We start from the raw sequence: 21,575 nt of genomic DNA, 5'->3' as shown, positions 1-21,575 counted from the left end.
GTCGTTGTGACGACACTGTCTATTGGGACAGTTCTGTTTGCAATGGGTAGACGGGGGCGTGATTGATGGCTGGCGCGAGTACAATGACGACGATTGTGTCGACCTGCGCTATTGCTGTCGGCATTGGTTTTCTGATGCAGTACGATGAAGCTGGGCCGTCTGATGAAGTGCGCGCCGCACGTGTGTCCAATCGCACAGCTGTGCAGAGCGTCATGGCTTCGAAGAATTCTGTTGGCGATTCAGTGTTTGGTGTTCCAGATGTGGTCACCACGCCGCTCGCGCACATTTACAACACGCAGGCCGCGTCAGCCATTGATGCAACATATCCAGAGACTGAAACCCCGATGATGGGCACCATATTGGCCACGCCATTTGGTGCGTGTCAGACGGAATTGTCCGCAGTCGCCGATGTGGCGGCCATGGTAAACTTAACCGTAAATGCGCCGTGCTACCGCAACGCCTATTTTGTCGTGCTGCACAAAGGCATGGTATTTTCTGCACGGACAGATGCGGCAGGGGCCGCAAATTTGCAGATTCCAGCGCTTTCTGCGGACGCGGCTTTTGCCGTTTCATTCGACAATGTCGAAGTGGCGACCGCGACGCTGACCGTGCCCGAAGCGGGTAACTATGATCGAACAGTTCTGCAGTGGCGCAGCAAGGACAATCTGCAGCTTCATGCGCTGGAATTTGGTGCCAGTCTTGGTGAACTAGGCCACGTTTGGTCTGCATCGACGAATAGCCCGGGAATGGCGCAGATGGGTGAAAGCGGCTTTACGGTGCGACTGGGCACCAGCGTTGCTGATATCCCGTACTTAGCTGAGGTTTACACCTTTCCTTCGGGGCTGCTGAACCGCGACGGCGTTATCGCCTTGCAGCTTGGCGTGGCTGTCAGCGATCGGAACTGCGGTCGGGAGGTCGATGCAACGAGCATTCGCACGAACGCGGGCCAGATGTTGGTTTTAAAGCAACTGACGATTGCTATTCCTGCCTGCGACATGGCGGGGCAGCTAATTATTCTGCCAAATATCTTTCAGGACGTCACGTTGGCGGCGCGGTAACCTCGCTTTATTTGATCAAACCTTCGGACCTGAAACTAATCTCGCACGACTTCCCAATGATGAGGTGATCGTGGACGGCAATGCTAAGCGCGTTCGCGGCCAGAATGATCTGGTTGGTCATATTGATATCCATTTCCGATGGGGTCGGGTCGCCTGACGGATGATTATGCACCAAGATAAGTGATGCTGCGTTCAGCTCAAGCGCGCGTTTCACGACCTCGCGTGGATAGACAGGGACGTGATCCAAGGTGCCTTTCGCCTGCTCCTCGTCCGCGATCAACACGTTTTTGGTATCAAGATAAAGAATGCGAAACTGTTCTGTGTCGCGGTGGGCCATCACCGTGTGGCAATAGTCAAGCAACGCGTCCCAGCTTGACACCACAAGGCGCTGCATAACCTTGGCTCGGGCAAGCCGATGTGCTGCGGCTTCAACCACCTTGAGTTCTATTGCGACCGATTCACCAACGCCGGTGACCTGCATCAACTGGCTAATTGGCGCGGATACAACGCGATTGAAGTCGCCAAAGGCCTCGATCAGTGCGCGCGCCAGCGGTTTCACATCTTGTCGGGGGATGGCGCGGAACAACACGAGTTCCAGCAATTCGTAGTCAGGAACCGCAGCAGCCCCACCCGTCAAAAACCGTTCGCGCAGACGTTTTCGGTGATCGTGCAGGTATGATGGCGTGCGTCCGGTGGGGCCCCGTGCGGGCACTGTGACGTCGTCCACGTCAGGAAATAAAGAGCGGGTCTCGGCAAAATAGGTCATGAACTTACTTTGCCGAAAACTTTGTTAAACTAGAGTTAACGCTAGCTTTTCATACTATCCCAAAAGTTTTTCACCGATTTGAAAAAGCTGCTGCCGTTGGGATTATTGTCTTCACTCAACTGATCGAATTCCTTGAGCAGTTCGCGTTGTCGGCTGGTCAATTTGACGGGCGTTTCGACAGCCAATTCGATGAACATGTCACCGCTTGGTCCGCCGCGCAGGGCTGGCATGCCCTTGTTGCGCAACCGCATTTGCCGGCCTGATTGCGATCCTTCGGGGACTTTTACCCGGCTACGGCCACCATCAATCGTTGGCACTTCTATCTCACCACCGAGTGCCGCAGTGGCCATCGACACCGGCACACGACAGAACAGGTTCGTGTTTTCGCGCTCAAACAGGGCGTGTTTGCTCACCTCGATAAAGATATAAAGATCACCGGACGGGCCACCGCGCATGCCAGCTTCGCCTTCGCCGGCCAGGCGAATGCGGGTACCAGTTTCAACACCGGCAGGAATATTAACCGAAAGCGATTTTTCTTTTTCAACACGGCCAGCGCCATGACAGTTTTTGCAGGGGTCCTTGATCGTTTGACCCATGCCCGAGCAGGTCGGGCAGGTCCGCTCGACCGTAAAGAAGCCCTGTTGCGCACGGACTTTGCCCATGCCCGAACAGGTCGGGCAGGTCTGCGGTTCTGATCCACCCTCAGCGCCGGTGCCATTGCATGACGCGCAACCGACCGCCGTTGGTACGGTGATCGTCTTTTGTAGACCGGAAAAAACGTCTTCGAGGTTGATCCGCAGGTTATAACGCAGGTCATTACCGCGCTGTGCCCCGCCCCGACGGGTGCCACTGCCGCGTCCGCCCATAAAGTCGCCGAACAGATCGTCAAAAACATCCGAGAACGCGCTCGCAAAATCGCCCTGCCCGCCGCCACGTTGACCACCAGCGGCGCCCATGCCGTTTTCAAACGCAGCATGACCATAGCGATCATAGGCGGCTTTCTTGTTGTCGTCTTTCAGAATTTCGTAGGCTTCGTTCGCCTCTTTGAACTGCGATTCGGCCTTGGGATTGTCGGCGTTGCGGTCGGGGTGCAGCTCTTTTGCCTTTTGGCGGTAGGCTTTTTTGATCGCAGCGGCATCAGCACCTTTGGCGATCCCAAGCACATCATAATAGTCACGTTTTGCCATGATACTTTTTCCCTTGGGAATGGAAAAGACCGACCCGGATCTGGGCCGGTCCGTTCCCTTAGCAGTGCGTTGCCTTAGTTGTCACGCTTTTCGTCGTCCAGATCTTCGAAGTCGGCATCAAGGATGTCGTCTTCGTCTGCACCACGTGGATCGGGTTCCGCCTCGCCGGATTCTTCCTGGCTAGCCTTATAGATGGCTTCGCCCAGTTTCATGGCTGCTTCGGTTACGTTCTGGACGCCCGATTTGATCTTGTCTGCATTTTCGCCCTCCAGATCATCCTTGAGTGCGGCAATGGCCAGTTCGATCGCTTCGATTGTCGTCGGGTCGACCTTGGCTGCGTGCTCTTCCATCGACTTTTCGGTCGAGTGGATCAGGCTTTCGGCCTGATTCTTGGCTTCGATCAGCTCGCGACGCGCCTTGTCGGCCTCGGCGTTTTCTTCGGCGTCTTTGACCATCGCTTCAATGTCGTCATCGGACAAGCCGCCAGAGGCCTGGATCGTGATCTTCTGCTCTTTGCCGGTGCCTTTGTCCTTGGCGCCGACTTCAACGATCCCGTTGGCGTCGATATCAAAGGTCACTTCGATCTGGGGCATACCGCGTGGCGCTGGCGGGATGCTTTCCAAGTTGAACTGGCCAAGCATCTTGTTGTCGGCTGCCATTTCACGTTCGCCTTGGAACACGCGCAGTGTCACGGCATTCTGGTTGTCTTCGGCAGTCGAGAACACTTGGGACTTCTTGGTGGGGATCGTCGTGTTGCGGTCGATCAGACGGGTGAACACGCCGCCAAGGGTTTCGATACCCAGCGACAGTGGCGTGACGTCCAGCAGAACCACGTCTTTGACGTCACCTTGCAGAACACCGGCCTGAATGGCGGCACCCAATGCGACGACTTCGTCAGGGTTCACGCCCTGATGCGGTTCTTTGCCGAAGAATTTACCGACTTCTTCTTTCACACGCGGCATCCGGGTCATACCGCCGACCAAAACCACCTCGTCGATGTCCTTGATCGAAAGACCCGCATCTTTGAGGGCGGCTTGGCAGGGCTTGATCGAATTCTTGATCAGGTCAGCGACAAGGCTTTCCAGTTTGGCACGGGTCAGTTTCATGACCATGTGCAGCGGCTGACCGTTCGAGCCCATCGAAATGAATGGCTGGTTGATTTCGGTCGAAGACGAAGACGAAAGTTCGATCTTGGCCTTTTCAGCAGCTTCTTTCAGACGCTGGAGCGCCATTTTGTCTTTTGTCAGGTCAACCGAGTGTTCTTTTTTGAACTCGTCAGCAAGGTAGTTGACGACGCGCATGTCAAAGTCTTCGCCACCAAGGAACGTGTCACCATTGGTAGATTTCACCTCGAACAGGCCATCGTCTATTTCGAGGATGGTCACGTCGAAAGTACCGCCGCCAAGGTCATAAACAGCGATGGTCTTGTTGTCTTTCTTGTCAAGACCGTAGGCCAGCGCCGCAGCTGTCGGCTCGTTGATGATACGCAGCACTTCGAGGCCTGCAATTTTGCCCGCGTCCTTGGTTGCCTGACGCTGGGCGTCGTTGAAATAGGCAGGCACGGTGATGACGGCTTGCGTCACTTCTTCGCCAAGGTAGCTTTCGGCGGTTTCTTTCATCTTGCCGAGGATGAAGGCAGAAATCTGGCTGGGGGAGTATTTCTCACCTTTGGCCTGAACCCATGCATCGCCGTTGCCGCCATTGACGATTTCGAACGGCATGTTCTTTTTCTCTTTGGCAAGATCCTTGTCGTCGAACCGACGACCGATCAGACGTTTCACCGCAAAGATTGTGTTTTCGGGGTTGGTTACGGCCTGCCGCTTGGCTGGCTGACCGACAAGCCGTTCGTCATCGGTGAAAGCGACGATAGACGGTGTTGTACGCGCGCCTTCGGCATTTTCGATAACGCGCGGTTTAGAGCCATCCATGATGGCGATACAGGAGTTGGTGGTTCCTAGGTCGATACCAATAACTTTGGCCATTTTTCAAATCCCTCTACTTTAGGCGGTTTGAGTAGCGCGAACCCGTTTCGGCACCCGCGCCAGTTACATGAATCTGAACAAGGCATCGGCCCTGAACATTGATCTTGGCGTATATAGGGATGGGACATGATGGCTGCAACCGCCGCTTCCATATCATACCGTCAAAAACCGCATTTTTGCAGGCTATAGCGTTAACATATCGGACCGTCGTGTTTCGACCGGCATGACCAAAATATGTTTGCATGTGAAAGAGCCGCCCTAGCGGCCAGCATCCCAGCTGAGCGAGGCGCTTTTGCGGGTGTAGAATTCCCCCATAAGTCCCAGCATAAGCAGACCAATCGACAGGTAGAGAGGGTAGCTTACCGAACTGAAGTGTGGGGAGTAGTGCAGAAAGATAAAGCCGCGCGCCTGATCAATCGTGTGGAAAAGTGGGTTCCAGTCGAAAAATGCGATCATGGACGCAGGCAAGGTATTTGCTACAAACATCTTGCCCGATGCGATCATATTTGCCCGGGCATAAACACCGGATGCAACGTCGACAAAATCAGGTGCCCACGGTTTGATTGCCAGGAACACCACGCCAATGGCAACGCCTGAGAACCAAGATAGCAAAAGCATTCCCATGGCACCGGCGGGGTTATCAATCGTGATTGGGACAACGGCGATATGATATACACACAGCACCAAAAATAGCGATAATAACTGAAGATAAAGGGATGAAAGCGCGCCGGCGCATATCGCTATGATCGTGTTCATCGGCGCGTGTTGCATCATCGGCGATGCGGGTCCTTCGGAGTTTATGACGGCTGACATCGCTTTTGTATGGGTCAAAAACAGGAAGATGCCCGACATGATATAAAGCAAAAAGTCACCACGCAGTGCAGAGCCGCGCATCCCGAGCACTTCAAACATAATGTAGAAGGCCAAGACAAAAACTACGGTCTGCATTATGTTCAGAAACAGGCCCATCAATGCGTTGCGATGTGACTTGCGAATGTCCCGTACGGTGGCATGGTAGATCAATTCGGCCATACCGATGACGCCGCGGGTCATTGATGGATTGGTTTTGATCTGAAACATTATGACTTTCCTGATAAGACCGGGCAATGCGCCGCCCTGCCCCGCGAACTTCGCACGAATTCCTTGCCGTTCGCTTGATGCCGCAGCATAAGGATGCTGCCGCTAATTTTCAACAACAACCGGGCCATCCAAGTGAGTGACATGGACTTTGAAAGACTGACGACTGTAATGCGTAAACTGGCCTTGGTGGCCGGTGATAAAATCATGGAAGTCTATACCGCTGATGACTTTGAGGTGTGCGTCAAGAGTGACGAAAGCCCGGTTACGATAGCCGATGAAGCCGCCGATGCGATTATCAGTGCGGGGTTGCGTGCCGCCTTTCCTGATGTGCCGCTGGTGACCGAGGAGCAGGCGGCAACCCATGCGCAAGTGGTCAGCACGTTCCTGATCGTTGATCCGCTGGACGGCACGAAAGAGTTTATCAAAAGGCGCGGGGATTTCACGGTCAACATTGCCTATGTCGCGGACGGCGTGCCGGTTCGGGGTGTGGTGTATGCCCCGGCTAAGGGGCGGCTTTTCTATACAGATGCCGCTGGGCAGTCAGTCGAAGAGGCAGCACCATTCGACAAGGACGCCGTTGGTACAACCGAGCCAATAAGCGTTTCACACCCTGACAATAACGCCTTGCTTGTGGTGGCGTCCAAGTCGCACAGGGATAAGGCGACTGATGACTACATCAACAAGTATAGCGTCAGAGATATGAAAAGCGCAGGCTCATCGCTGAAATTCTGTCTGATCGCAACCGGCGAGGCCGATCTTTACCCGCGGCTTGGTCGCACGATGGAATGGGATACGGCTGCCGGGCATGCCGTGCTGAATGGCGCTGGTGGGACCGTCGTGCGGTTCGACGATCACACGACGCTGCGGTATGGTAAGGTGGGTTTTGCCAATCCATTCTTCATTGCCTATGCGCCCGAAGTTGTACTGGAAAAGCCGTAGTGTCTGTTCTGGTCGTTATCCCTGCCCGCTATGCATCGACCCGCTATCCAGGCAAGCCGCTGGTGGCACTGCGCGGTGCGGCTGGTGATGCCAAAAGCTTGATCCGCAGATCCTGGGATGCGGCTATGTCGGTGGCTGGTGTTGACCGTGTCGTCGTAGCAACGGACGACTACCGTATTGCCGACGCCGCACGCACATTTGATGCAGAGGTGGTCATGACATCGACTGCATGCGAAAATGGGACCGAGCGTTGTGCCGAGGCGGTCAGAAACCTTGGCGATGGTTATGATATTGTTGTTAATTTGCAGGGTGATGCGCCACTGACCCCCGCGTGGTTCATTGAGGATCTGGTGGCAGGCCTGCGGGCGCAGCCCGACGCGCAGGTCGCGACACCGGTTCTGCGTACGGATGGCCGTGCCTTGAACGGGTTGCTGGAAGACCGACGCGCGGGTCGTGTTGGCGGCACGACGGCTGTGTTTGGCGCCGACCATAACGCCCTGTATTTTTCGAAAGAAGTGATCCCGTTCACCGGCAATGTCTACAGTGATGACGCCGACACGCCGGTATTTCATCATGTTGGGGTCTATGCCTATCGGCCTGCGGCGCTTGCGGCCTATCCAACCTGGTCGGCTGGTCCGTTGGAACGGCTGGAAGGCCTAGAGCAGTTGCGATTTCTTGAACGTGGGGCGCATATGCTGTGTGTCGAGGTCGCCGCGAAAGGCAGGCAATTCTGGGAGCTGAACAACCCCGAAGATGTGCCGCGGATCGAAGCGATGCTGCAGGAGATGGGCATAGCCTGATACAGACCCAGAGACGATTGCCATGGTTTGTGGGGACGATCTTCATTTCTTCGTCGCAGTATGTTGTATGGACGGCGGACGTGTTACGATGCTGTCCACAAAATGAGACGCGCACAACAAGGGTATGGGCATGAAAAGAAAAGTCACCAAGGCGATTTTTCCGGTGGCGGGGCTGGGGACGCGGTTCCTTCCGGCGACCAAATCAATACCCAAAGAGATCATGACCTTGGTTGATCGCCCGCTGATCCAATACGCTATCGACGAGGCGCGGGCGGCTGGTATCAAGGACTTTATTTTTGTCACGTCGCGCGGAAAATCCGCGCTTGAGGACTATTTTGACCACGCGCCCGATCTAGAGGCGGCGTTGCGCAAAGCTGACAAAACGGACCTTCTTGAGATTCTGCGCGATACGAATATGGATAGCGGAGCGATTGCCTACATCCGTCAGCATAAGGCGCTGGGCCTGGGGCACGCGGTATCCTGCGCACGTAAATTGATTGGTGATGAGCCTTTTGCCGTTATCCTGCCCGATGATGTGATCGCGGCGGAAAAACCGTGCTTGCAGCAGATGATCGAAGCCTACCAAGAGACCGGCGGCGCGATGGTTGCCACAATGGAGGTCGCGCCGGAACAGACGGCTTCTTATGGTGTTTTGGATGTGGCGCGATGGGATGGACGGATTGTTTCGGTCAAAGGAATGGTAGAAAAGCCGACCCTTGGAACTGCACCGTCCAACCTTGCGGTGATCGGGCGGTATATTCTGACACCAAGGGTGCTGCAAAACGCGAACCAGATAGGAAAAGGTACTGGTGGAGAGTTCCAGCTGACCGATGCAATTGCCCATGAGATTACGCAAGGTCGTGATGTGTTTGGATATCGGTTTGAAGGACAACGGTTTGATTGCGGTTCAAAAGCCGGATTTTTACAGGCGACCGTTGCGTTTGCCCTTGCCCGCGAAGATCTCGGCGACGAATTTGCGCGCTACCTTGCGCAAATGCACGGGCATGGGCAGGCCGCGCAGTAGCGGCAGGGGCGTAAGTTGGGCACACTATTCGGCGGCGCATGGGCGGATCAGTTGTTGGCATATCGCTTGCGCTGGAAGCGGCGGCGTCTTTTGTTCCGCATTTGGCGAAAACGCAGGCAGATGACAGCCCGAACGGATCGGACAGCTCAGATCGGTCCAGATGACATTTTGCTGTTTGCCACTGTGCGAAATGAAATGGTGCGGCTGCCGCATCTGCTGGATCACTATCGCAAGCTGGGGGTCGATCACTTTCTGTTCGTCGATAATGCCAGTGATGATGGCACAGCCGTTTATCTGGCCACACAACCCGGTGTGTCCGTCTGGACGACGCCGCATAGTTACAAGCTGGCACGGTTTGGCATGGACTGGCTGGGGTGGTTGCAATGGCGGCACGGACATGGCCACTGGTGCCTGACTGTCGATGCCGACGAGCTGTTGGTTTACCCCTTCAGCGACACACGCGACTTGCGCGATTTGACGGGATGGCTGGATCAGCAGGAATGCCCGGCATTTGGCGCGATGATGCTGGACATGTATCCGCAAGGACCCGTTCAGGATGCTGCGTACCTTCCGGGCGCTGACCCGATGACGACGTTGCAGTGGTTTGATCATGACAATTACCGTCACCAGCTGCATCCGACTTACCGCAATCAATGGATACAGGGCGGCGTCCGGGAGCGTGTTTTTTTTGGCGACGCGCCGCAGCGTGCGCCGACGTTGAACAAGACGCCGCTGGTGCGGTGGCACTGGCGCTATGTCTATGTCAGCGCGACGCATCAACTATTGCCACGATCGCTGAACGATGTTTTTGATTTCAACGCAGATGGCCGGACAACCGGCATCTTGCTGCACACGAAATTCTTGCCGATCATTGGAGAAAAATCGACCGAAGAAATCAGCCGTCGTCAACATTTCGAAAACAGTGATCTATACGCTGGTTATCATCGCAGACTGACTGAAAATCCTGATTTTTGGTTCCAAGGGTCCTGTCGGTATGAAGGTCGGGATCAGCTAACTGCACTAGGGTTGATGTCAAAGGGTGACTGGGTTTGATATGCGTATGGCCATGATCGCTAAGGTACAAAATTGAACGTTTTGACATCATACAGTCTGCGGCTGCAACGCCAGCGCTGGAAGCTACGGGCGCGCCGGAAAGGGCGCGAACTGTCTGGCGTTGTGGACCGGACCAAGCAGATTGGGGCATCGGACATCCTGCTGTTCTGCACCTTTCGAAACGAAGATGTTCGCCTTCCATATTTCATCAAATACTACCGGGATCTGGGCGTTGATCATTTTATCATGGTGGACAACGACAGCAACGATGGTGGACAGGATTATGTTGCCGCGCAGCCTGATATCTCACTTTGGTCAACGAAATCAGGCTATGGCGACGCGCGGTCTGGTATGGATTGGCTGACGTTTCTCCAGGGAAAATATGCCGATGGCCACTGGGCGTTGACTGTCGATGTGGACGAATTTTTCGTCTACCCCTTCTGCGATACGCGTCCGATGCGCGCATTGGCGGATTGGCTCGATGCATCAGAAGTCCGGTCGTTTGGCGCCATGCTACTGGATATGTACCCCAAAGGCCCGGTCAGTCAGGCCGTCTACGAAAAGGGCCAAAACCCATTTGATCTGGCCAGTTGGTTTGACGCTGGAAATTACGTTATCTCCAGAAATGAGCTGATGCGAAACCTTTGGATTCAGGGGGGGCCGCGGGCGCGGGCGTTTTTTGCAGACAAACCCAAAACTGCCCCAGCGTTGAACAAAATACCGTTCGTAAAGTGGAGCAGGCAGTATGCTTACGTCAGTTCGACGCATATGATTCTGCCGCGTGGGCTGAACCTTGTCTATGATCAACAGGGCGGTGAAAAAACGTCGGGCCTGCTGCTTCATGCAAAGTTTTTAAACACGTTTGGCGCGCGGGCAGCACAAGAGGCGGTGCGCGGGCAGCATTACGGCGATGGGCGCGAATACCAGACCTATGCCGAACAAAATGGGGCGGACCCGGATCTTTGGTGCAACTGGAGCGAAAAGTATATCAACTGGCGTCAGCTTGAGGTGCTGGGTCTGATGTCGAAAGGGAACTGGGCATGACCTTGGGTGTTGTCATGCTGGTGCATACCGCGCTTGACCGCGCAGCGCAGGCGATCCGTCATTGGGGGGCTGGGGGATGCCCGGTTGTCGTCCACGTTGATCACAAAGTTGATGATGCCAGATACAGCGCATTTGTTGCGGCACTTGCTGATGTGAAGCACATCAGGTTTTCCAAGCGGTTCCGTTGCGAGTGGGGCACATGGGGAATTGTTGTGGCTTCGCAGGCCGCATCGACCGTCATGCTCGCGGAATTTCCCGATGTCCGGCATGTCTATCTTGCGTCTGGGGCATGCCTGCCGCTGCGCCCGATCGCGGAGCTACGCGACTATCTTGATGCACGGCCCGACAGCGATTTCATCGAAAGCGCGACCACGGCTGACGTGCCTTGGACCGTTGGGGGTTTAGACGAGGAACGCTTTGTCCTGCGGTTTCCGTTTTCATGGAAAAATCGCCGTAGATTGTTTGACCGCTACGTGAAAATTCAGATGGCAGTGGGATTCAAGCGAAAGATACCGGCAGGTCTTGAGCCGCATATGGGGTCACAGTGGTGGTGTCTGACTCGGCGCACGCTTGGCGCTATCCTGAATGACCCCAACCGCCCGGTCTATGACCGTTATTTCCGCAAGGTGTGGATTCCTGATGAAAGCTATTACCAAACGCTGGTGCGGCTGCATTCGAACTGGATTGAAAGCCGTTCGCTGACGCTGTCAAAATTCGACTTCCAAGGTAAGCCGCATGTTTTTTACGATGATCATCTAGAACTGCTGCGCCGGTCTGACTGTTTTGTCGCGCGCAAGATCTGGCCGCAAGCGGACCTTCTCTATCGGGCATTTCCACGTACAGAGCGGGCGACGTCGACTCCGAATACGGCAACGATTGACCGGATTTTTACGCATGCTGTGATCCGGCGGACGCGTGGCCGCCCCGGTCTTTATATGCAAAGCTGCTACCCGCATATGGATCGCGAGAACGGTTTCACGGCGACCCCTTATTCGGTGTTGCAGGGTTTTGATGACATCATGCCGGATTTCACGGCGTGGCTGTCAAGACAGGCAAGCGCAGAGGTACATGGCCATCTTTATGCCAGCGACAGGGCGCATTTCGCGGGTGGAGAGGGCGTGTTTCGGGGCGGTCAATCTGACAGTGCAAAATTACGCGACTATAATGGCAAGATGTTTCTAACCGACCTGATCTGGAACGGTCGTACGCATTACCAGTGTTTTCAGTTTGGCCCCAAGGATACGCAAGACATCAGTTGGATGATAGCCAAGGACACAAATGCGCTGATTTCTGTTGTGACGGGTGCATGGGCGATTCCGCTTTTTCGATCGGGACGGGCGATGCGCCACGTGCGAAAGGAGGCGGCAAGATTGCAGCAGATCGAGTACAAACAGCTGAAAATTCTGCGATCACCTTATGCGCGCGCGCGAATACATATCTGTAGCCTTTCAGAGTTTGTCGCTGCGCCTGTCGATGCTTTGCAGTTAATCGTCGATCAAATCGCGCGATACCGTGGCGTGGCGATCACAGAGTTACCAGCAATGGCTGATTTGACGGGGTTTGGCGAGTTTCTGCAAGACCTTAAAAATCAAGGGATGCATCCCTTCCTGACGGGGGATTTTCCGATTGTGAAACTGCCAACATCACCGGCCGTTAAGGCCAGGAAACCTTATGTGGCGCATGGCAAATGAGCAAATTTGACTACTTTATGATACTTGCGGAAATGCGCACCGGCTCGAATTTTCTTGAAGCGAATCTGAATGAGCTTGACGGCGTTACCTGCCATGGCGAGGCGTTCAACCCGTCGTTTATTGGCTACCCGAAGTTGGATCAGCTGCTTGGCATGACGTTAGAAGACCGCGAGCAAAATCCGCACAGGCTGCTGGAGGCCATCGTGTCCGGCCCGGATCTGGGCGGGTTTCGATTTTTCAATGACCATGATGGCCGGATTCTGAATGCCTGCCTGCCAGATCCCAAATGCGCCAAGGTGATCCTGACGCGGAACCCTCTCGATAGTTTTGTCAGTTGGAAAATTGCCAAGGCGACGGGGCAGTGGAAGCTGACGAACGCAACACATTTCAAGTCAGAGCAGATCATTTTCGAAGCGGAGGAATTTGAAGCATATCTTGAAACGGTACAGGCCTTTCAGGTGCGCGTTCTTAATGCGCTGCAAAAAGTCGGACAGACCGCGTTCTATTTGGCCTATGAGGATTTACAGGATATCGACGTCATGAACGGGCTTGCCGCGTTTCTGGGGACGGATGCGCGTTTGGCAAGCCTGAATAAAAAGCTCAAAAAGCAAAACCCGCAGGCTGTGTCGGACAAGGTGGCCAATTTTTCTGACTTGGAAGCGGGGCTTGCCCGGCTAGATCGGTTCAACCTTGGACGCACGCCAAATTTCGAGCCGCGGCGAGGGCCAGCGATCCCGACATATGTTGCGGCACCAAAAAGTGGGCTGCTCTATATGCCTTTGCGGTCGGGCCCGCACGCGGCTGTGGTCGATTGGCTGGCTGCGGTCGATGGTGCACCTGTTGGCGACGTGCTGGACAGGTTTTCGCAAAAGACGCTGCGCCATTGGATGCGCAGCAACGAAGGGCACCGCAGTTTTACAGTTTTGCGGCACCCCGTGGCGCGGGCGCATGCCGCATTTTGTGATCGTGTTCTATTCGACGGTCCGGGCAGTTTTCCCGAAATACGTGCAACCCTGCGGAAGGTACACAAGTTACCGATCCCGCCCCGCGTCCCCGATCCGGACTATGACGAAGCGGCCCATCGCGTTGCTTTCTTAGCGTTCCTGCGGTTTTTGCGCAGCAACCTGTCGGGCCAAACCAGCGTTCGAATTGATCCGTCATGGGCCAGTCAATTGACCCTGTTGGAGGGTATGGCGCAGTTTGCGCTGCCGGACATGATTGTCCGCGAAGAGCAACTGCAAAGCGACCTTGCGGTGCTTGCACGGCAGGTGGGAATAAGCGCAGCCCCCGATGTGATCGACAGCAAGCATCCGCATGATGACAGCCTTGTCGCGGTTTATGATGATGAGGTGGAAACAGCAGTACGTGATGCGTATCCGCGCGACTATGTTAGTTTTGGGTTTGGGAATTGGGCCTAGGCGGCCTGCGTCTCGGTCAGGATCGTGTGCAGTGTCGCAGTATCACTGTTGGCGCGAAGTTTGGCACAGACAGATGGGCTGCGAAGCGTGCGTGACACAAGGGCGAGCGCCTTGAGGTGATCAACTCCCGCATTTTCGGGGGCAAGCAGCGCAAACACTAGATCGACAGGCTGGCGATCTATGGCGTCAAAGTTCAGCGGCTTTTCAAGGCGCAGAAAAATGCCCCGGACACCGTCGATCCCGGAGAGGCGTGCATGGGGCAATGCGATGCCTTGCCCCACACCTGTCGGGCCGAGCCCTTCGCGTTCAATAAGCGCATCAATCACGTCTGATGCCGGTAGCCCATAGCAGTTCTCGGCCAACTCCCCGAGGTCGTGAAACAGACGCTTCTTGCTGGTGCAGGACAAAATCGTCTTCACTGCATCAGGCTTGAGTATATCAACAACTTGCATGCGCCGTTTCTTTCATCGCGTTATTGGTTTCAGCCCGCTGCGACGGGATCAATCCATCCGATATTACCGTCGTCCCGTCGATAGACGACATTTATTCCGCTATGTTTTTCGTTGCGAAACACAAGCACTGGCGCACTTGCGATTTCCATTTGCATCACCGCCTCGCCAACCGACAGCGATGGTATTTTCGTCTCCATCTCGGCGACGATCATCGCATTTACCGTGTCTTGCTCGGCCTCATCGGTCTCATCTCTTGGTTCGAGGATATAGGACCCCGCAGCCGAAAGTTCAACAGGCTGTGATCGGCCAGCATGGTGGTCCTTGAGCCGCCGCTTGTAGCGTCTCAACTGCTTGTCCATCTTTTCGCCGCAGCTGTCGAACGCCGCGTAGATTTCGTTTGCGCGGCCCGTCGCCTGTGCGGTGAGGCCGGTCGAAAGATGCACGACAGATTCGCAGACAAACTCATGACCGGACTTGGAAAAGACGATATATGCCTCGGTCGGGCGTCCGGCATATTTGCCTAATATCTCGTCCATTTCTGTCTTTACATGGGTTTGCAGGGCCTCGCCAATGTCGATCTGTTTGCCGCTAATTTGATACCGCATCGTTTCTCCTGTGCTAAGTATTATGATGCTCGGACCCCGGTCATGTTAACGGGTTAAATCGAATCTAAACATCAGTATGGAAAACGATAACGCCCCGATTTTGTTTAATTTAATCCCATACGCGGCCATACAAGCCAGCATAACCTCAGGGAATGAAAACGGTTCTGTCATCCTCATCATTGGGCGATAAAATGCCTGTGTTTGTCAATGGGACAGTGGTTAACATCACGAAGAAAGTGAGTTTACCCGGAAGCTGTTTCCAAGATAAACGCGGCGCACGTTTTCGTCCTGAACGACCTCGTCTGTTGTGCCGCTCATTAAGACCTTGCCGTCGTGTAGGATATAGGCACGGTCAACAATCTGCAGTGTTTCCTGCACGTTGTGGTCCGTGATCAACACGCCGATCCCGCGGTTCTTGAGGTCAGAAACAAGGTGCCTGATCTCGCCCACAGCAATCGGATCCACACCGGCAAAGGGTTCGTCGAGCAAAACATACTTCGGCCCGGCGGCCAGGCAGCGCGCAATTTCGACGCGTCTGCGTTCGCCGCCGGACAGGGCGAGAGCGGATGCGCGGCGCAGGTGTTCGATGGAAAACTCTGACAAAAGCTCTTCCAGCCGTTCCCGGCGGCGATGGCGGTCCGCTTCGGCAATTTCGAGAATGGACATGATGTTGTCCTCGACCGACATGCCACGAAAGATCGACATTTCCTGCGGCAGATAGCCGATGCCAAGACGCGCGCGCCGGTACATCGGCAGCGCGGTCACATCGCGGCCATCAATAATCACATGCCCGCCTTCGGGTGTAATGAGGCCAGCAATTGCATAAAAACAAGTGGTCTTGCCCGATCCGTTTGGACCTAAAAGCGCGACAACCTCCCCGCGACCAAGGGTGATGCTGACGTCCCTAATGACCGGGCGCTTGCGATAGCTTTTCCGCAGATTGACGATGCGCAGGCCCACGTCCCCGTCTTGGAGCGACAGGTTCGGGCTATCGGTCACTGGCTGGTGCCCTGCTGAAAGACGGTGCGAACACGGCCTTGCATGGTGGCGGTTCCGTCAGTCACATTCACGATCATCCGCTCGGCAGAAATGGCGCTTGCGCCTTGCGTCAAAAGAACATTGCCCGTCAGAGTTAACATGCCCGATGTGATATCGTAGTCCGCATTCTGTGCTTCTGCTGCTTCGGTTGCTGTTACAAACATCACGTTGTCCGACGCGATCAGCCGCGCAATATCGCTGGTTTCCTCTGCATAAATCACTTCGACGCGACCAGCCGACAGACGCAATTCACCCTGGCCAATGACGACGTTACCGACAAACACAGCCGTGCCGGTGTCTTGATCAACCGACAAACTGTCGGCAGCGACTTCGATGGCAGCCGAGGTATCTACGCTGACACCACCAAGGTTAATGTTGGTTTGCGCAACAAGCGATGTCGCGACCGACATCAGGAAGGCGGCGGAAAAGGCAATACTTTTGAACACGGTAGGTGGTTCCCTTGTTGCGAGCAGTAATTAGTCCTGCGGTCTGTATATCAGTCTGACCCCATCGGTGAACAGTATCTGCTGCCCGGTATTGTCTTGCGATAGTTGAAACGTCACCTTTCCCGCTGTCAATTCGCCAAAAGGCGCACGGATCTCAAGAAGCCCGTCTGACGTAACAAGCCCAGTGTCAAGTTCGGCGATCAGGCCATTTGTTTCCATCTCGTAGCCAGTTGAAGTCTCGACGCGGGCCAAGCCCAGAAACCGTGCAATCCGACTGCGCCCATCAACTTCACCTCGTGTTGCGGTGACCGTCACATAGCTGCCATCGGGATTGTCCATGCGAAAGGCCATGGTATCGACGCTAACCGTGTCAGGCCGCGTCATGTCTGGCTGCGCGCTTCGGGCCGAAATCACGATGATTGCGCCGTCTTCTGTCAGACCTGAAAATTTTGGTGCGGTGATACGCTGATCACGGGCCATCGCCTCAATCTCCGCAAAGGGGATATTCGGCTGTTCAGCGGGACGTCGCGCCAGCAAAAAAAGGGTCGATAGAAGGGCGAGCGCGCCCAGCGGTAAGATCATTTTGGCCCAGGCGACAAGTCGAGAGTGAAAATTATCGACACCGGGCATATCTAGACAACACCCGCACGCAGACAGTCATGAATATGAAGAATTCCCCGCACTTCGTGGGGCAAGTCACCGTCCAAAACAAAAAGACAAGTGATAGTGCGCGCATTCATGAGTGCGACCGCCTGCTCAGCCAAGGCATCGGAGGATACGGTCGTCGGGTTTGCCGTCATGACTTCTTGTGCGGTGCGATCAAGCAGGCCAGCCATGTGTCGACGCAGGTCGCCGTCGGTGATGATGCCGACAAGTCTGCCATCGTCATCGGTTACGCCGACAACGCCGAACCCCTTTTGACTGATGATCAGCAGGGCATCGCCCATCGCCGTAGTGGTTCTGACCAGCGGCAGTGCGTCCCCGGTGTGCATCAGGTCACTGACTTTGGACAACTGCGCACCCAGCTTGCCGCCGGGGTGGAAGTCACGGAAATTTTCCGGGGTGAAGGCGCGATGTTCCATAAGTGCGATGGCCAACGCATCGCCCAGCGCAAGCGTCATCGTTGTCGAGGTCGTTGGTACAACCCCGGTCCCGCAAGCCTCGCCCAGTTGAGGCAGGACAATGCTGACGTCCGCTTGTTGGAGCAATGTGCTGTCCGGGCGGCTTGCCACGCCAATCATCGGAATCCCGAAACGGCGCGTGTAAGCAACAATATCGGCCAATTCTGGCGTTTCGCCAGAATTGGAAAGTACGAGAACCACGTCACCACGGGTCATCATGCCAAGATCGCCATGACTTGCCTCGGCTGGGTGAACAAAGTGTGCCGGTGTACCAGTGCTTGCAAACGTCGCGGCAATCTTGCGTGCGATATGGCCTGACTTGCCCATACCAGACACGATGACGCGGCCTTTTGCGTCTAGCAAAAGCTGGATTGCGGCGCCGAAACTGTCGCCCAAGCCTGACGAAAGCTGCAGCAGAGCGTCAGCCTCTTGCGCGATGACGCGCCGCGCTGTTTCCATGATTTTGATTTGATCGACCATCAGTGGGAAAAGATGTCAATTTCTGGCCACCCGGCCAAATCCAACTTCGCGCGGGCCGGTAGAAAGTCAAAGCAGGCTTGTGCCATTTCAGTTCGGCCTTCGCGATCAAGCAGCACATCGAAGGCCCGCATGAGTTGATGTAAATAAAGGACATCCGATGCTGCATAGTCAAGCTGGGCACCGGTCAATGTTTCTGCGCCCCAATCGCTTTGCTGCTGATGCTTTGATATGTCCACGCCGATCATGTCCTGCAGCAGTACCTTGAGACCATGACGGTCGGTGAATGTACGCACCAGTTTTGATGCGATTTTGGTGCAATAGACAGGCGCTGTGACCGCACCAAAGGCGTGATACAGCGCGGCAATATCGAATCTGCCAAAATGAAACAGCTTCAGCACCTTGGGATCTTCAAGCATCGTGCAAAGATTGGGGGCCTGTGTCTGGCCGATCTCGACCTGCACCAAATGGCAATCGCCATCACCGCCGGACATTTGAATCAAACACAACCGATCGCGATGTGGGTTCAGGCCCATCGTTTCACAGTCAATCGCAACAATTTGCCCAAGATCAAGTCCGTCGGGTAAGTCGTTTTTGTACAAATGATTAGCCAAAGGTCACCCCTTTCCAAAGCAGGATGCGTGTCAGATACGGCTTATGGTGCAATTCCTCAAGCCCGGTTGGGAAACTGAACAACATCGCCGCGTGCGCTGATCGCGATAGTGGCGTGTTTTACCAGCCATTCGGCGAAATCACCTGCAGACATTGGGCGGGCAAACCCGTAGCCTTGGCCGACTGCGCAGCCTCTTTCGTTCAGACGCTGCGCCTGTTCCGGTTTTTCGATCCCTTCGGCGATTACATGCAAGCCAAGTTCCGCCGCCAGAGCCAGAATGGCGCGGATCACGCTGTCGGCACCCGGATCCGGGAGGGGCGCAACAAGTGATCGGTCTAGTTTGATCCCGGCCAACGCGAGCTGTGTCAGCTTTGACAGTGATGCGTATCCGGTGCCGAAATCATCCAGTTCCAAAGCAATCCCGCATTCCGCCAAACTGTCAATATTGATCGCGGCCATATCATCCGCGCTGTCGATAAGCGTTGTCTCCAAAACCTCGACGATGACCTGATCGGTTCCAAGGCAGCATTGCTGCAGTTGCGGTAGGAAGCGCTCTATCAAATAAGGGTCTGCAATTGTGTCGGGCGCTGCGTTCAAGGAAATGCGCGGATGCCAAATGCCGGTTTTCTGCCAGCCTTCCGCATGTTTCATCGCAGATCGCCAGATAGCATGATCCAACTCGATCATAAGGCCGGCACGCTCAGCGGCGGGCAGAAACTTGTCGGGTGACATCAAGCCCCGTGTTGGGTGGCGCCACCGAGCCAGCACCTCTGCGCCATGCAGGGTGCCATCGGCAAGACGTATCTGTGGTTGAAACCAAGGTTCAATCTGGCCTGCAGCGATGGCGTTGGGCAGTTCGAGCTGCAGTTTCTGCATGTTCTCGATCGCATCGCGGAGGTCTTGCGTGAATGCCTGTGTGCGATTGCCACCTGCGTTCTTGGCCGCCTGCAACGCGATGCCTGCGTCAGCAATCATTGCAAGTGGATCAGTCTTGGCGCGATCAGCGACCAAATGACCAATGCTGGCATTAATGGGCAAATTTCGACCCATGATCAAAAATGGCTCTACAAGCGAGTCCATGACGCGTTTTGCAAGCACATCGGATGGTTCTACGGTCACGAAAACGAATTCGTCACCACCGACGCGGGCGATGATATCCTCATCATCGACGCAGTTTCGAAATGCGTCCGCCACAGCGCACAGTACACCGTCCCCATAGTCATGTCCTGCCGTGTCATTCAATGATTTGAAATTATCAAGGCCCACAAATAATATGCTTGGCCGTGAATTTGGACCCACCGAGAGCATATTCGTAAGGCGCTTGAGCAGATGGCTTCGGTTTGGGAGGCCCGTAAGACTGTCATGGCTGACCAGATGTTCCAGCTTCAGGTTCATCTGTTCTAGCTGGCCTTTGGAATTTTCCATGACTGCGGACTTGTCATGGAGTTGTCTGATCGCAGATTGGACGGTCAACTGTGCGGGCAGGAAGATAAACACAGCCTCAGACAGCAGGGCGAATGCCGAAATCGCGAGAATCGTGCGCTGCAGGCGGGTCAAGCTTTCGGCGCCGATTTGGGCTTCGGCTTCGAATAAGCGCGCGGTCTGCTGCAACCCTTCAAACAGCGTATCATTGCCATAAAGTGTCCGTAGACTGTGAACCAATGCTGCTTGCATATCACGTGGCGCGGTTTCCAGACGCCTTGCCAAATCCACATATTTTTCGACTTTTGAGTGCAGGGCGCTGTCGTTTTCAAAGACGTATGCCTGAAGCGATGGCGACCACACGCCAAGTGAGGGCAGCGCGGCGTATGTGTTTTCAAACCGTGTTATCGCGGCGCCAAGGTTGGACGTGTCGACAATTTCCTGTTCGACAAGTTGTTCTGCCAAAAGCAAGATTTCCTGAGCTTGCGTTATCTGGGCGTGACTTGCCAAGATCGCCGTCGATGCGATCGCGCTTTCGTCAATGATCATGCGATTAACCCTATGTGTCGCGACCAGCAGGCCAAGTATCAGCGCAAGGGCAACGGAATAGTGCACCCATAGGTGCTCTGGATTATTGCGCTTCATACGCCCAACGGCCCAATCGGCGAGTTTGTTCATTGCTTGCATCAACCGAATCCTGTGACACGACCTTGGCAAACTTGCGCTATTTTAATTAATGTTGCGTTGCGCAATCCAAAAGGAATGCCCTAGGCGCCGCTGCGGGTCATTTGTTGTCGCCCGTAAACTTTTGCATTGTGGCCTCGCCTTTGGCAGTGATTCCATCACTCATCAGCACTTTGCCAATAGTCATGACGATGATTTTCAGGTCAAGCATCAGCGTCCAATGATCAACGTACCAGACGTCTAATGCAAACTTTTGCTCCCAGCCAAGCGCGTTGCGCCCGTTCACTTGGGCCCATCCTGTGATCCCCGGCCGTACTTCACTGCGGCGCGCCTGCGTCGTGGAATAGAGTGGTAGGTATTCCATCAACAGCGGGCGTGGCCCGACGAGGCTCATGTCGCCCTTAACGACGTTCCAAAGCTCTGGCAATTCATCCAGACTGCTGGCGCGCAGAAAACGGCCCAGCCGCGTGATGCGCGCAGCATCCGGCAAAGGCTGGCCTGCTGCATCCAGGGTGTTCTGCATCGACCGGAACTTGATCATGTCAAACGGTCGCCCCGCCTTTCCAGAACGGGTCTGCCGAAACAAGACCGGGCGCCCCATTGTGATCGCGATTGCAGTCGCGACGATGATGAGAACGCCCGAGAGCAGCAGCAGACCTGTCACTGATCCAATGA

General features: G+C 55.0%; 21 protein-coding genes. 8 read left to right on the top strand and 13 right to left on the bottom strand.

What is annotated here, in order from left to right:
• The first annotated feature begins 83 nt into the window (after positions 1-83).
• The gene (locus tag QZ196_RS13060; protein WP_296427091.1) at positions 84-1,058 is read left to right on the top strand and encodes a hypothetical protein; all 975 of its coding nucleotides are present in this window, start codon (positions 84-86) and stop codon (positions 1,056-1,058) included.
• A gap of 7 nt (positions 1,059-1,065) precedes the next feature.
• Here QZ196_RS13060 and radC read toward each other — a convergent pair whose 3' ends face one another.
• The 4 genes from radC to QZ196_RS13040 all read right to left on the bottom strand — a co-directional run bounded on the left by radC (position 1,066) and on the right by QZ196_RS13040 (position 6,073).
• Positions 1,066-1,824, bottom strand: coding sequence for a DNA repair protein RadC (gene radC / locus QZ196_RS13055; protein WP_296427089.1), 759 nt, complete (start codon positions 1,822-1,824; stop codon positions 1,066-1,068).
• 41 nt (positions 1,825-1,865) lie between these two features.
• Positions 1,866-3,011: a molecular chaperone DnaJ gene (gene dnaJ / locus QZ196_RS13050; protein ID WP_296427087.1), complete on the bottom strand. Its 1,146-nt coding sequence runs from the start codon at positions 3,009-3,011 to the stop codon at positions 1,866-1,868.
• A gap of 74 nt (positions 3,012-3,085) precedes the next feature.
• Complete coding sequence (gene dnaK / locus QZ196_RS13045) at positions 3,086-4,993, bottom strand: molecular chaperone DnaK (protein WP_296427085.1); 1,908 nt, start codon at positions 4,991-4,993, stop codon at positions 3,086-3,088.
• A 258-nt stretch (positions 4,994-5,251) separates the two neighbouring features.
• Positions 5,252-6,073 carry an ABC transporter permease gene (locus tag QZ196_RS13040; RefSeq protein WP_296427114.1) on the bottom strand — a complete coding sequence of 274 codons (822 nt, stop codon included), beginning with the start codon at positions 6,071-6,073 and terminating at the stop codon, positions 5,252-5,254.
• Positions 6,074-6,214: 141 nt separating this feature from the next.
• Between QZ196_RS13040 and cysQ the strand changes: the two genes are divergently transcribed.
• From cysQ to QZ196_RS13005, 7 genes are all read left to right on the top strand, one after another.
• The gene (gene cysQ / locus QZ196_RS13035; protein WP_296427083.1) at positions 6,215-7,012 is read left to right on the top strand and encodes a 3'(2'),5'-bisphosphate nucleotidase CysQ; all 798 of its coding nucleotides are present in this window, start codon (positions 6,215-6,217) and stop codon (positions 7,010-7,012) included.
• Entirely contained in the window at positions 7,012-7,812 is an 801-nt protein-coding gene (locus QZ196_RS13030; protein ID WP_296427081.1) for a manno-octulosonate cytidylyltransferase, read from the top strand. The genes cysQ and QZ196_RS13030 overlap by 1 nt, the downstream gene beginning before the upstream one ends.
• A 130-nt stretch (positions 7,813-7,942) precedes the next feature.
• Positions 7,943-8,836 (top strand): UTP--glucose-1-phosphate uridylyltransferase GalU, encoded by an 894-nt coding sequence (gene galU, locus QZ196_RS13025; RefSeq protein WP_296427079.1) that lies wholly within the window; start codon positions 7,943-7,945, stop codon positions 8,834-8,836.
• Between the two features lie 120 nt (positions 8,837-8,956).
• Positions 8,957-9,889 (top strand): glycosyltransferase family 2 protein, encoded by a 933-nt coding sequence (locus tag QZ196_RS13020; protein WP_296427078.1) that lies wholly within the window; start codon positions 8,957-8,959, stop codon positions 9,887-9,889.
• A gap of 42 nt (positions 9,890-9,931) precedes the next feature.
• Positions 9,932-10,933 (top strand): glycosyltransferase family 2 protein, encoded by a 1,002-nt coding sequence (locus QZ196_RS13015; protein ID WP_296427076.1) that lies wholly within the window; start codon positions 9,932-9,934, stop codon positions 10,931-10,933.
• Positions 10,930-12,624, top strand: coding sequence for a beta-1,6-N-acetylglucosaminyltransferase (locus QZ196_RS13010; protein WP_296427075.1), 1,695 nt, complete (start codon positions 10,930-10,932; stop codon positions 12,622-12,624). Before QZ196_RS13015 ends, QZ196_RS13010 begins: the two co-directional genes overlap by 4 nt.
• Entirely contained in the window at positions 12,621-14,042 is a 1,422-nt protein-coding gene (locus QZ196_RS13005; protein WP_296427074.1) for a sulfotransferase family 2 domain-containing protein, read from the top strand. Before QZ196_RS13010 ends, QZ196_RS13005 begins: the two co-directional genes overlap by 4 nt.
• On the opposite strand, the gene QZ196_RS13000 is transcribed toward QZ196_RS13005, so the two are convergent.
• The 9 genes from QZ196_RS13000 to QZ196_RS12960 all read right to left on the bottom strand — a co-directional run.
• Positions 14,039-14,494 carry a PTS sugar transporter subunit IIA gene (locus QZ196_RS13000; RefSeq protein WP_296427072.1) on the bottom strand — a complete coding sequence of 152 codons (456 nt, stop codon included), beginning with the start codon at positions 14,492-14,494 and terminating at the stop codon, positions 14,039-14,041. The two genes, QZ196_RS13005 and QZ196_RS13000, sit on opposite strands and share 4 nt — an antisense overlap.
• A gap of 29 nt (positions 14,495-14,523) precedes the next feature.
• A complete protein-coding gene (gene raiA, locus QZ196_RS12995) occupies positions 14,524-15,099 on the bottom strand; it encodes a ribosome-associated translation inhibitor RaiA (protein WP_296427070.1) in 576 nt (191 codons plus the stop codon).
• 225 nt (positions 15,100-15,324) lie between these two features.
• On the bottom strand, positions 15,325-16,098 hold the full coding sequence (gene lptB / locus QZ196_RS12990) for an LPS export ABC transporter ATP-binding protein (protein WP_296427069.1): 774 nt from the start codon (positions 16,096-16,098) through the stop codon (positions 15,325-15,327).
• The gene (locus QZ196_RS12985; protein ID WP_296427068.1) at positions 16,095-16,583 is read right to left on the bottom strand and encodes an LptA/OstA family protein; all 489 of its coding nucleotides are present in this window, start codon (positions 16,581-16,583) and stop codon (positions 16,095-16,097) included. The genes lptB and QZ196_RS12985 overlap by 4 nt, the downstream gene beginning before the upstream one ends.
• Before the next feature lie 30 nt (positions 16,584-16,613).
• The gene (lptC, locus tag QZ196_RS12980) at positions 16,614-17,165 is read right to left on the bottom strand and encodes an LPS export ABC transporter periplasmic protein LptC (protein WP_296427066.1); all 552 of its coding nucleotides are present in this window, start codon (positions 17,163-17,165) and stop codon (positions 16,614-16,616) included.
• A 50-nt stretch (positions 17,166-17,215) separates the two neighbouring features.
• Entirely contained in the window at positions 17,216-18,184 is a 969-nt protein-coding gene (locus tag QZ196_RS12975) for a KpsF/GutQ family sugar-phosphate isomerase (RefSeq protein ID WP_296427064.1), read from the bottom strand.
• A complete protein-coding gene (locus tag QZ196_RS12970) occupies positions 18,184-18,795 on the bottom strand; it encodes a ribonuclease D (protein ID WP_296427062.1) in 612 nt (203 codons plus the stop codon). Before QZ196_RS12970 ends, QZ196_RS12975 begins: the two co-directional genes overlap by 1 nt.
• A gap of 56 nt (positions 18,796-18,851) precedes the next feature.
• A complete protein-coding gene (locus QZ196_RS12965) occupies positions 18,852-20,903 on the bottom strand; it encodes a bifunctional diguanylate cyclase/phosphodiesterase (protein ID WP_296427060.1) in 2,052 nt (683 codons plus the stop codon).
• Between the two features lie 97 nt (positions 20,904-21,000).
• Positions 21,001-21,575 (bottom strand): sugar transferase (locus tag QZ196_RS12960; RefSeq protein WP_296427058.1); only part of this gene is annotated, 575 nt, incomplete at its 5' end.

It is taken from the genome of Yoonia sp. (assembly GCF_017854565.1).
Classification (GTDB): domain Bacteria; phylum Pseudomonadota; class Alphaproteobacteria; order Rhodobacterales; family Rhodobacteraceae; genus Yoonia.
The sequence above is the reverse complement of the archived record's forward strand: the minus strand, read 5'-3'. Positions and strand labels throughout refer to the sequence as shown.

Bases quoted from the DNA above. Each gene is read 5' to 3' on its own strand.
- QZ196_RS13010 (WP_296427075.1), top strand. From the start codon at position 10,930: ATGACCTTGGGTGTTGTCATGCTGGTGCATACCGCGCTTGACCGCGCA.
- dnaK (WP_296427085.1), bottom strand. From the start codon at position 4,993: ATGGCCAAAGTTATTGGTATCGACCTAGGAACCACCAACTCCTGTATC.
- galU (WP_296427079.1), top strand. From the start codon at position 7,943: ATGAAAAGAAAAGTCACCAAGGCGATTTTTCCGGTGGCGGGGCTGGGG.
- cysQ (WP_296427083.1), top strand. From the start codon at position 6,215: ATGGACTTTGAAAGACTGACGACTGTAATGCGTAAACTGGCCTTGGTG.
- lptC (WP_296427066.1), bottom strand. From the start codon at position 17,165: ATGATCTTACCGCTGGGCGCGCTCGCCCTTCTATCGACCCTTTTTTTG.
- QZ196_RS12965 (WP_296427060.1), bottom strand. From the start codon at position 20,903: ATGCAAGCAATGAACAAACTCGCCGATTGGGCCGTTGGGCGTATGAAG.
- raiA (WP_296427070.1), bottom strand. From the start codon at position 15,099: ATGCGGTATCAAATTAGCGGCAAACAGATCGACATTGGCGAGGCCCTG.
- QZ196_RS12975 (WP_296427064.1), bottom strand. From the start codon at position 18,184: ATGGTCGATCAAATCAAAATCATGGAAACAGCGCGGCGCGTCATCGCG.
- QZ196_RS13060 (WP_296427091.1), top strand. From the start codon at position 84: ATGACGACGATTGTGTCGACCTGCGCTATTGCTGTCGGCATTGGTTTT.
- QZ196_RS13000 (WP_296427072.1), bottom strand. From the start codon at position 14,494: ATGCAAGTTGTTGATATACTCAAGCCTGATGCAGTGAAGACGATTTTG.
- radC (WP_296427089.1), bottom strand. From the start codon at position 1,824: ATGACCTATTTTGCCGAGACCCGCTCTTTATTTCCTGACGTGGACGAC.
- dnaJ (WP_296427087.1), bottom strand. From the start codon at position 3,011: ATGGCAAAACGTGACTATTATGATGTGCTTGGGATCGCCAAAGGTGCT.
- QZ196_RS13005 (WP_296427074.1), top strand. From the start codon at position 12,621: ATGAGCAAATTTGACTACTTTATGATACTTGCGGAAATGCGCACCGGC.
- QZ196_RS13020 (WP_296427078.1), top strand. From the start codon at position 8,957: ATGACAGCCCGAACGGATCGGACAGCTCAGATCGGTCCAGATGACATT.
- QZ196_RS13040 (WP_296427114.1), bottom strand. From the start codon at position 6,073: ATGTTTCAGATCAAAACCAATCCATCAATGACCCGCGGCGTCATCGGT.